The sequence below is a fragment of the uncultured Amaricoccus sp. genome (assembly GCF_937858865.1).
GTDB lineage: Bacteria > Pseudomonadota > Alphaproteobacteria > Rhodobacterales > Rhodobacteraceae > Amaricoccus.
Map to the genome: position 1 here is coordinate 1 of NZ_CALLYO010000480.1, position 8832 is coordinate 8832.

Consider the following 8832-nt stretch of genomic DNA (forward strand, 5'->3'; position numbering starts at 1 on the left):
GCCCGCCCCGCCCCCAGGCGGGCGCTTCTCGCCCGCCGGGTCGGGCGCTGCCCTCGACGCCCTGGGGTGGCGGTTTGGACAGCGGATCATGAGGCGCCTCCTGCGGGGAGGAGCAGGGCGGCCTCGAACGCGCCGGAGGGGGTGCGGGCGAAGCGGAGCTCGCCGTGGTGGGCGGCGGCGACGGCGGCGACGATGGAGAGGCCGATGCTGGCGCTCTGCGGGGTGACGGCGCCGGTGCGGTCGAAGCGGGCGGCGGCGCCCTGCCAGAGCGCCTCGGGCATGCCCGGGCCGCGGTCGCGGACGGCGAGGACGGCCCGCCCGCCGTCGCCGCGGACCTCGCCCCGCACCTCGATCGTGACCGGCGGGGCGCCGTGGCGGAGCGCGTTGTTGACGAGGTTCTTGCCGGCCTCGCGCAGCGAGAGGGCGTCGCCGCGGCAGGCGACCGGGTCCTCGGGCAGGTCGAGGTAGAGCTCGGGGGCGTCAATCTCCTCGACGATGCCGATGGCGATAGTGCGCAGGTCGAGCGTCTCGTGCGGGGCGGCGTCGGCGCGGTGGATGATGAGGGCGTGGTTGAGCAGCTGGTCGGTCAGGCGGCTGAGGCCGACGGCGCGGTCGTGGATGCGGGCGATGACGGCGCGCTGGCGCTCGGGATCGGGCTCCTCGGCGGCGAGCTCGGCCTGGGCGCGCATGGCGGCGACCGGCGTGCGCAGCTGGTGCGAGGCGTCGGCGATCAGGTTGCGCATGATGTCGAACTGGCGCGCCTGGCGGGCCATGAAGCGGTTGATGGTGGCGACGAGCTGGCCGATCTCGCGCGGGACGGCGACGTCGAGGGGCGTCAGGTCGCGGGAGTCGCGGACGGCGAGGCCGGCCTCGACGCGGCGGAGCGGCGCGAGGGCGGAGCGGATGGCGAAGGCGGCGAGGCCGGCCATGAGGAGGCCGAGGAGGCCGACGACGAGGAGCGCGCTGCGGGTGATCTCGCGGGCCAGCGCGTCGCGGGCGCGGGTGGTCTGGCCGACGACGACGTCGACCTCGCCGGCGAAGTCGCGCTCGGAGAAGGGGCGGCTGACGCGGGTGAGGCGGACGGGCTCGCCGGCGAAGTCGGCGTTGGCGAAGCGGGCGGCCGGGATCGCGACGCCGGGGTAGCCGGTGACGAGCCGGCCGGCCGGGTCGAAGACGGCGTAGAGCACGCGGTCGTCGGGGGCGAGCGAGAGGAGCTGGAAGGCGGAGGCAGGGATGTCGACTGAGACGGCGCCGCCGCGGATGCTGACCGAGCCGGCGATCTGGTCGGCGGCGCCGATCAGCAGGCGGTCGTAGGCCTGCTGCGCCGCCTGGCGGCCGTAGGCGAAGGCGGCGAGGGCGACGAGGGTGCCGCCGCCGAGGATCACCAGCGCGACCGAGAGCGCGAGGCGCAGGGTCAGCGAGGCGCTGCGCGGCGCCTCCCCTCGCGTCCCTCCCGCTGTCGCCGGCGTCGAACCGCTGCCCATGGCCCGAGCATAGCCGCTCGCGTGGCCGGGCCGGAAGCGCCGACAGGCAGGCGCCAGCTTCATGTGGGAATCACCCGCCACGCCGAAACGGCGCTGAATCTCGGGCGCGGTGCGCCAGCTGGAGGAAACGACATGAAAAAACTGGCAACGATTGCCCTTCTCTTCGCATCGCTGCCCGCCTGGGCGGCCGACTATTCGATCCTGGCGCCGGCGGCGCCGGGCGGCGGCTGGGACCAGACCGCGCGGACGATGCAGTCCGTGATGCAGCAGGAGGGCATCTCCGGCAACGTGCAGGTGACGAACGTCCCCGGCGCCGGCGGCACCATCGGGCTGGCGCAGTTCGTGACCCAGTCCAAGGGCGATCCCGAGGATCTGATCGTCGGCGGCTACGTGATGGTCGGGGCGATCCTGACCAACGCCTCGCCGGTCGATCTCTCGATGGTGACGCCGATCGCGCGGCTGACCGGAGAGGCAGAGGCGATCGTCGTGCCGGCCGCGAGCGACATCCAGACGATGGACGATCTCGTCGCGAAGCTGAAGGAGAACCCCGGCGCCGTCGCCTGGGGCGGCGGCTCGGCGGGCGGCGCCGACCACATCATGGCCGGGCTGATCGCCAAGGCGGTCGGGGTCGATCCGACCCAGGTCAACTACATCGCCTTCTCGGGCGGCGGCGAGGCGCTGGCCGCGATCCTCGGCGGGCAGGTGACGGTCGGGGTCTCCGGGCTCGGCGAGTTCGAGAGCCAGATCGAGGCCGGGCAGCTCAGGCTCCTCGCCGTCTCGGGCGAGGAGCGGATCGAGGGCGTCGATGCGCCGACGCTGCGCGAGGCGGGCGTCGACGTGGCGCTCGAGAACTGGCGCATGGTCGCCGCGGCGCCGGGGATCAGCGACGAGGAGAAGGCGGCGATCACCGCCGACGTCGAGAAGCTCGCCACCTCGGAGGCCTGGAAGCAGGAGCTCGCGACCCGCGGCTGGGACGACCGCTATCTCGCCGGCCCCGAGTTCGAGGCGCAGCTCGCCGCCGACATCGAGGCGACGCGGGCGATCCTGACCGACATCGGGCTGGTGCAATGAGCGCGCCGGTCGTCAAGGCGGGCGGCCCGGACCGGGCCGCCCTCGTCATCGGCGTGCTGCTCGGCGTGCTCGCCGCGGTGATCTTCTGGCAGACGAGGGCGATGCCGGTCACGGCGCAGTACGCCCGCGTCGGGCCGACGACGGCGCCCTACGTGCTCTCGGGCTTTCTCGCCGTGCTGGCGGTCGGGCACGTGATGGCGGCCTTCCGCCACGGCGTGCAGGAGCGCGAGGCCGACAAGGTGGCGCCGATGCTCTGGATCGTCGGCGGGCTGGTGGCGCAGATGCTGCTCCTGAAGCCCCTCGGCTTCTCGATCGCGACCGGGCTCCTCTTCGCCTGCGCGGCGAAGGCCTTCGGGCGCGGGCCGCTCTGGCTGACCGTGCCGCTCGGCATCGGGCTGTCGCTCGTCGTCTGGCTGATCTTCGCCGGCCTGCTGAAGCTCTCGCTGCCCGCCGGGCCGCTCGAGTCCCTCATCTTCTGATCCGAGGCACGCCAATGGATACCTTTGCGCTCCTCGCCCACGGCCTCGCCGGCGCGCTGCAGCCGATCAACCTGCTCTACGCACTGATCGGCGTCACGCTCGGCACCGCCGTGGGCGTCCTTCCCGGCATCGGCCCGGCGCTCACCGTCGCGCTGCTCCTGCCGGTCACCTACCAGTTCGATCCGACCGCCTCGCTCATCATGTTCGCCGGCATCTACTACGGCGGCATGTACGGCGGCTCCACCACCTCGATCCTCCTCAACACGCCGGGCGAGAGCGCCTCGATCGTCACCGCGCTCGAGGGCAACAAGATGGCCCGCAAGGGCCGCGGCGGACCGGCGCTCGCCACGGCGGCGATCGGGTCCTTCGTCGCCGGTCTGATCGCGACGATCGGGCTCGCCTTCATCTCGCCCTGGATGGTGAAGTTCGCCCTCTCCCTCGGCCCGGCCGACTATTTCGCGCTCATGGTGCTCGCCTTCGTCACCGTCTCCGCGGCCTTCGGCGACTCGGCCCTGCGCGGGCTGACCGCGCTCGCGATCGGGCTGACCCTCGGGCTCGTCGGCATCGACCTGCAGACCGGCCAGGCGCGGCTGACCTTCGGGATGCCCGACCTCCTCGACGGGATCGAGGTGACGACGCTCGCGGTCGCGCTCTTCGCCGTCGGCGAGGCGCTCAAGGTCGCAGCGCAGCCGATGGCCGAGGACAAGATCGAGCCGGTGAAGGGGTCGGTCTGGATGAACGCGCAGGACTGGGCCCGCTCGTGGAAGGCCTGGCTGCGCGGCACGGCGATCGGCTTCCCGATCGGCGCCATGCCGGCGGGCGGGGCCGAGATCGGCACCTTCCTCTCCTACTCGACCGAGAAGGCGCTGACCAAGCACCCCGAGGAGTTCGGCCACGGCGCCATCGAGGGCGTCGCGGGCCCGGAGGCTGCGAACAACGCCTCCGCGGCCGGCACGCTCGTGCCGCTCCTGACCCTCGGCCTGCCGACCTCGGCCACGGCGGCGATCATGCTGGCGGGCTTCCAGCAGTTCGGCCTCCAGCCCGGGCCGCTCCTCTTCGCCAACAACGCGACGCTGGTCTGGAGCCTGATCGCCTCCCTCCTGGTGGCGAACCTGATGCTCCTGGTGCTGAACCTGCCGCTGGTCGGGCTCTGGGTGCGGCTCCTCGCCATCCCGAAGCCCTGGCTCTACGCCGGCATCCTCGCCTTCGCGACGCTCGGCACCATCGGGGCGAACCCCTCGCCCTTCGAGCTCGGGATGCTGCTCGCCTTCGGCCTGCTCGGCTACGGGCTCCGGCGCTACGACTACCCGATCGCGCCGGTCGTCGTCGGCCTCATCCTCGGGCCGCTCGCCGAGCAGCAGCTGCGCCGGGCGCTGGCGATCAGCCAGGGCGATCCGAGCGTGCTCGTGCACTCGCCGGTCGCGATCATCCTCTACCTGATCGCGGCGACCGCGCTCTTGCTGCCGGCCTACCTCCGGCTCCGCGGCAAGGGCAAGGTGCTGAGCCAGCTCGCCGCCGAGGAAGACTGACGCCTTCCTCCCATCCGCATCCCGAGGGGCCCGGACAGCCGTCCGGGCCCTTCTCGCATCGGCGGCGCCGGCCATCGTTCCCCGGGCCGCGGCGGCGGGCGGATCCGACAAGCAGCTTTTTTTACGCCCCGATTCGCGGTAAAAAGCCCTCGGCAGGTCCTGCCTGACGAGGGCGCTTCCCGTGAGCTCCACCCGGGTATCGCGCCTGCCACCACGCCGGCCCGGACGTGGTGTCCGGGTCTCTATGACCGAAGGGCTGACCCGTATGGCTAAAGGCACCGTCAAGTGGTTCAACACCGAGAAGGGCTACGGGTTCATTCAGCCCGCTGACGGTGGCAAGGACATCTTCGTCCACATCACCGCCGTCCAGGCCGCCGGCCTGCAGAGTCTCAAGGACAACCAGCCGATCGAGTACGAGCTGATCGACGGCCGCGACGGGCGCAAGAGCGCCGGGCAGCTCAAGGTCGTCTGAGGTATCCATTCTTCCGGTTCGCGGCCGCGGCTGCGCTTGCTGAAGGCGCAGCCGGCAGGCGGCGTCACTTCAGTCCGAGCTGTTCGCGCAGGGCCTTGGGGCGGATCTCCTCGACGGCGCCGGGGGCGAGGTCGAGGAGCTGGAAGGGGCCGTAGGAGATCCGGATCAGCCGGTTCACCCGCAGGCCGACCGCCTCGAGCGCGCGGCGGACCTCGCGGTTGCGGCCCTCGCGCAGCGAGACGGTCAGCCAGACGTTGGCGCCCTGCTGGCGGTCGATCGTGATCCGCATCGGCTGGAAGCGCTCGCCGTCGAGGGTGATCCCCTTGCGCAGCGGCTCGAGGGCGGCGTCGTCGGGGGTGCCGCGCGCGCGCACCCGGTACTTGCGCAGCCAGCCGGTCGAGGGGAGTTCGAGGCGGCGCTTCAGCGCGCCGTCGTTGGTGAGCAGGAGCAGGCCCTCGGAGGCGAGGTCGAGCCGGCCGATGCTCATCACCCGCGGCATGCCGGCCGGCAGGTGGGCGAAGACGGTGTCGCGGCCCTTCTCGTCGCGCTCGCTGGTCACGAGGCCTTGGGGCTTGTGGTAGCGCCAGAGGCGCGCCGGCTCGGGGGCGGCGATCTCGCGGCCGTCGACGCTGATCCGGTCGGCCGCGGTGACGGTGAGGGCGGGGGTGTCGATGTGCCTGCCGTTCACCGCGACGCGGCCCGCGGCGATCATCGTCTCGGCCACCCGGCGCGAGGCGACGCCGGCCCGCGCCAGCCGCCTGGCGATGCGTTCGGGAGCGTCGGGGGCGTCCTTCTCGGCCATGCCGATCCCTAGCCGCGGCCCGGATTGCACGCAACGCGAAACCGGGCCAGAAGGGGGCGATGACCCGCTTCGCCCCGCATATGGAGGCCGCCCTCGCGGAGGCCCGCGCCGCCTTCGGCCGCGCCGAGACGCCGGTCGGCTGCGTGATCGTCGATCCGCAGACCGGGCGGGTGGTGGCGAAGGCCGGCAACCGCACGCGGGAGCTGCACGATCCGACCGCGCATGCCGAGATGCTGGCGATCCGCGCCGCCTGCGCCGAGCTCGGCAGCGAGCGGCTGAGCGGGCTCGACCTCTACGTGACGCTCGAGCCCTGCGCGATGTGCGCCGCCGCGATCGCCGCGGCGCGGATCTCGCGGCTGCTCTACGGCGCGCCCGATCCGAAGTCCGGCGGGGTCGAGCACGGGGCGCGGGTCTTCGTCCACCGTCAGACCCACCACAAGCCGGAGGTCTATGGCGGCGTCGCCGAGCGGGAGGCCTCGGCCTTGCTGCGCGCCTTCTTCAACGAGCGGCGCTGAGGGCGCGTCACGCACATTTCGCGCGCGAAACTATACGTAACGCTTTGTAATCGCCGAATGATTTTTTCGGCGGTAACCAGGCGTTAGGATTCTACGCGGCTCAGCCACCGAGGTCCGCGACCTGGTGGGCCCATTCGGTCTCGATGTCGCCGCCGCGGCGGTGAGTGCCGGAGCGGCGATACCAGTAGTCGGAGTTCGACTGGTCGCCCTCGATCCAGTGCGCGAGCGCGTGCACCCGGTCGTAGTCCGGGCTGCCCTCGGCGGCCTGGCAGATGTCGTGCGCGCGCTTCCATTCGGGGCCGGGGCGGAAGCCGCCCTTGCCGAGCCACCAGAGGGCCTGGAGCGGCGGGGAGAGCGTGGCGGGGGGCTCGGGGGTGTCGAAGCTGAGGGTCATGTCAGAGCTCTATCGGCTGGAGGATTTCGGGCTCGATCACGTCGACGCCGGGCAGCGCGGCCTTCAGCGCGTCCGCATTCTGCTCGAGGAGCGGGAAGGTGCGATAGTGGCAGGGGACGACGGTGCGGAAGTGGAAGAACTTCTTCGCGGCGAAGCCGGCGCGCTTCATGTCCATGGTGAAGTGGCCGCCGGCGCAGAGGATGCCGATCTCCGGGTGGTGCAGCTCCTCGAAGAGGGCCATGTCGGCCATGACGTCGGTGTCGCCCGAGACGTAGATGGTGCGCCCCTCGCCCGCGATCATGTAGCCCGACTCGGTGCCGGCGTAGACCGGGCCGTCGGGGCCGGCCCAGGAGGAGGAATGGGTGGCGTTGACCATGGTGACGGCGACGTTGCCGAGGCGGACGGTGCCGCCCTTGTTGAAACCGATGCCGGTGACGCCGTGCTTCTGCTCCCAGAAGGTTATCATGTCGAAGATGCCGACGACGGGGATGGCGAGCTCCTGCGCGATCGCGACCGTGTCGGCGATATGGTCGAAGTGGCCGTGGGTGATGAGGATCCGGGTGGCGCCGGCGATCGCCTCGCCGCGGCGGGCGGCGTCGAAGAGCGGATTGCCGAGCCAGGGGTCGAGCAGGATCACCTGGTCCTCGATCTCGATTCGAAAGCCGCTGTGGCCGAGCCAGCTGAGGCGCATGGTTCATTCCTCCCCGAGGTCGTATGGATCTCCCGGGAGGGATCTCAGTGGACTGGTTCCGCGCGGTCAACAGCTATTGCGAGCGGACGGGGCCGGAATACTGGTCCGAGCCGGTCAATGCCGTCACCAACGCGGCCTTCCTGCTGGCGGCCTGGCTGGCCTGGCGGATGGCGGCGCGGGCGCGCGACGGGGCGGGCGACCGGGCGGGGCAGGGGCTGGCGCTGATCCTCGCGGCGATCGGCGTGGGCTCCTTCCTCTTCCATACCCATGCCCGGGTCTGGGCGATGCTAGCGGACGTGGTGCCGATCCAGGTCTTCATCCTGGTCTATCTCGCGGTGGCGACGGTGCGTTTCTTCGGCGTTCCCTGGTGGGGCGGGGTGGCGGCGGCGGCCGCCTTCGTGCCGGCGAGCGCCGTGCTGGCGCGCGGGATGGCGGCGGTCGTCGGGCCGCTGAACGGCTCGGTCGAGTATCTGCCGGTGCCGCTGCTGATCGCGCTCTATGCGCTGGCGCTGCGCCGGCGGGCGCCGGAGGCGGCGCGGGGGCTCGCCATCGGGGCGGGGGTGCTGGTAGTGTCGCTCTTCTTCCGTACCGTCGATGTGGCGGTCTGCCCGGCCTTTCCGCTCGGCACGCATTTCCTCTGGCATCTGCTCAACGCGGCGATGCTCTGGTGGATGATCCGGGTCCTCGTCCGCTCGGCCCGGCCGACGGCTTCCCTCGGCCGGCGGGCGCGCTAGACTGCCGGTTCACCGACAGGGAGGGCATGATGACGAACGATGAGCTCCGGCGGCACAACGCCGGGCGGAAAATCTTTCAGATCGCGTGGGTTACGCGGGATCTCGACAGGAACCTCAGGGACTGGGTCGAGCATCTGAAGGTCGGGCCCTGGCGGGTCTATACCTTCAGCGACGAGACGGTGAAGGGGCTGAAGGTGGGCGGGAAACCGGTCACCGAGCCGTTCAAGTTTCGTATTGCGATCTCGTGGATCGGGGATATGGAAGTCGAGCTGATCGAGCCGGTCTATGGGCCGATGATCTATCAGGAATTCATCGACCGCCGGGGCGAGGGGCTGCATCATATCAAGGAGAAGATCGCCGACGAGGACATGGCGGCGGTGGTCGGGGACTGGGAGGCGCGCGGGTTTCCGGTGACGCAGACCGGGCAGTTCTTCAAGGATTTCCACTTCTATCTCGATACCGAGCCGAAGCTCGATTTCGTCTACGAACTCGGCAACTGCCCGGTGCAGGACCTGCCGCCGGGCGCCTTCACCATCTATCCGCCGGAAGACGCGGCCTGATCGGCCTCCGGCAGATTCCGGTCGTGTTAACAGCGACTTGGGCGGGCTGGAATGCGGCTGGAAGGAGGCTGGAAAGCGGCCATACGATTTGCGGCCGTGAC

11 protein-coding genes are annotated in these 8832 nt (G+C 71.3%); 7 read left to right on the forward strand and 4 right to left on the reverse strand.

The genetic code is table 11. The features are described from left to right. Positions 1-86: 86 nt before the first annotated feature. Entirely contained in the window at positions 87-1484 is a 1398-nt protein-coding gene (locus tag Q0112_RS14030) for a sensor histidine kinase (protein ID WP_297976308.1), read from the reverse strand. A gap of 132 nt (positions 1485-1616) precedes the next feature. On the opposite strand from Q0112_RS14030, the gene Q0112_RS14035 reads away from it, so the two are divergent. From Q0112_RS14035 to Q0112_RS14050, 4 genes are all read left to right on the forward strand, one after another. Then, positions 1617-2555: a tripartite tricarboxylate transporter substrate binding protein gene (locus Q0112_RS14035; RefSeq protein ID WP_297976309.1), complete on the forward strand. Its 939-nt coding sequence runs from the start codon at positions 1617-1619 to the stop codon at positions 2553-2555. After that, positions 2552-3034: a tripartite tricarboxylate transporter TctB family protein gene (locus tag Q0112_RS14040; protein ID WP_297976311.1), complete on the forward strand. Its 483-nt coding sequence runs from the start codon at positions 2552-2554 to the stop codon at positions 3032-3034. The genes Q0112_RS14035 and Q0112_RS14040 overlap by 4 nt, the downstream gene beginning before the upstream one ends. 14 nt (positions 3035-3048) lie before the next feature. Further along, complete coding sequence (locus Q0112_RS14045; RefSeq protein WP_297976313.1) at positions 3049-4563, forward strand: tripartite tricarboxylate transporter permease; 1515 nt, start codon at positions 3049-3051, stop codon at positions 4561-4563. 265 nt (positions 4564-4828) lie between these two features. Then, a complete protein-coding gene (locus Q0112_RS14050; protein ID WP_297976316.1) occupies positions 4829-5035 on the forward strand; it encodes a cold-shock protein in 207 nt (68 codons plus the stop codon). 64 nt (positions 5036-5099) lie between these two features. Here the strand turns inward: Q0112_RS14050 and Q0112_RS14055 are convergent, their stop codons facing one another. Then, on the reverse strand, positions 5100-5837 hold the full coding sequence (locus Q0112_RS14055; RefSeq protein ID WP_324565030.1) for a pseudouridine synthase: 738 nt from the start codon (positions 5835-5837) through the stop codon (positions 5100-5102). A gap of 59 nt (positions 5838-5896) precedes the next feature. Between Q0112_RS14055 and Q0112_RS14060 the strand changes: the two genes are divergently transcribed. Next, positions 5897-6352 (forward strand): nucleoside deaminase, encoded by a 456-nt coding sequence (locus Q0112_RS14060; RefSeq protein WP_297976318.1) that lies wholly within the window; start codon positions 5897-5899, stop codon positions 6350-6352. Positions 6353-6452: 100 nt separating this feature from the next. Here Q0112_RS14060 and Q0112_RS14065 read toward each other — a convergent pair whose 3' ends face one another. Together Q0112_RS14065 and Q0112_RS14070 are read right to left on the reverse strand one after the other, a co-directional pair. After that, complete coding sequence (locus Q0112_RS14065) at positions 6453-6746, reverse strand: hypothetical protein (RefSeq protein ID WP_297976320.1); 294 nt, start codon at positions 6744-6746, stop codon at positions 6453-6455. Position 6747: 1 nt separating this feature from the next. Further along, positions 6748-7437 carry a metal-dependent hydrolase gene (locus Q0112_RS14070; RefSeq protein WP_297976322.1) on the reverse strand — a complete coding sequence of 230 codons (690 nt, stop codon included), beginning with the start codon at positions 7435-7437 and terminating at the stop codon, positions 6748-6750. Between the two features lie 47 nt (positions 7438-7484). Between Q0112_RS14070 and Q0112_RS14075 the strand changes: the two genes are divergently transcribed. Then, positions 7485-8171: a ceramidase domain-containing protein gene (locus tag Q0112_RS14075; RefSeq protein ID WP_297976323.1), complete on the forward strand. Its 687-nt coding sequence runs from the start codon at positions 7485-7487 to the stop codon at positions 8169-8171. 26 nt (positions 8172-8197) lie between these two features. Further along, a complete protein-coding gene (locus Q0112_RS14080; RefSeq protein ID WP_297976324.1) occupies positions 8198-8731 on the forward strand; it encodes a VOC family protein in 534 nt (177 codons plus the stop codon). Positions 8732-8832 lie beyond the last annotated feature (101 nt).

Bases quoted from the DNA above. Each gene is read 5' to 3' on its own strand.
- Q0112_RS14080 (WP_297976324.1), top strand. From the start codon at position 8,198: ATGATGACGAACGATGAGCTCCGGCGGCACAACGCCGGGCGGAAAATC.
- Q0112_RS14055 (WP_324565030.1), bottom strand. From the start codon at position 5,837: ATGGCCGAGAAGGACGCCCCCGACGCTCCCGAACGCATCGCCAGGCGG.
- Q0112_RS14065 (WP_297976320.1), bottom strand. From the start codon at position 6,746: ATGACCCTCAGCTTCGACACCCCCGAGCCCCCCGCCACGCTCTCCCCG.
- Q0112_RS14040 (WP_297976311.1), top strand. From the start codon at position 2,552: ATGAGCGCGCCGGTCGTCAAGGCGGGCGGCCCGGACCGGGCCGCCCTC.
- Q0112_RS14050 (WP_297976316.1), top strand. From the start codon at position 4,829: ATGGCTAAAGGCACCGTCAAGTGGTTCAACACCGAGAAGGGCTACGGG.
- Q0112_RS14070 (WP_297976322.1), bottom strand. From the start codon at position 7,437: ATGCGCCTCAGCTGGCTCGGCCACAGCGGCTTTCGAATCGAGATCGAG.
- Q0112_RS14030 (WP_297976308.1), bottom strand. From the start codon at position 1,484: ATGGGCAGCGGTTCGACGCCGGCGACAGCGGGAGGGACGCGAGGGGAG.
- Q0112_RS14045 (WP_297976313.1), top strand. From the start codon at position 3,049: ATGGATACCTTTGCGCTCCTCGCCCACGGCCTCGCCGGCGCGCTGCAG.
- Q0112_RS14035 (WP_297976309.1), top strand. From the start codon at position 1,617: ATGAAAAAACTGGCAACGATTGCCCTTCTCTTCGCATCGCTGCCCGCC.
- Q0112_RS14060 (WP_297976318.1), top strand. From the start codon at position 5,897: ATGACCCGCTTCGCCCCGCATATGGAGGCCGCCCTCGCGGAGGCCCGC.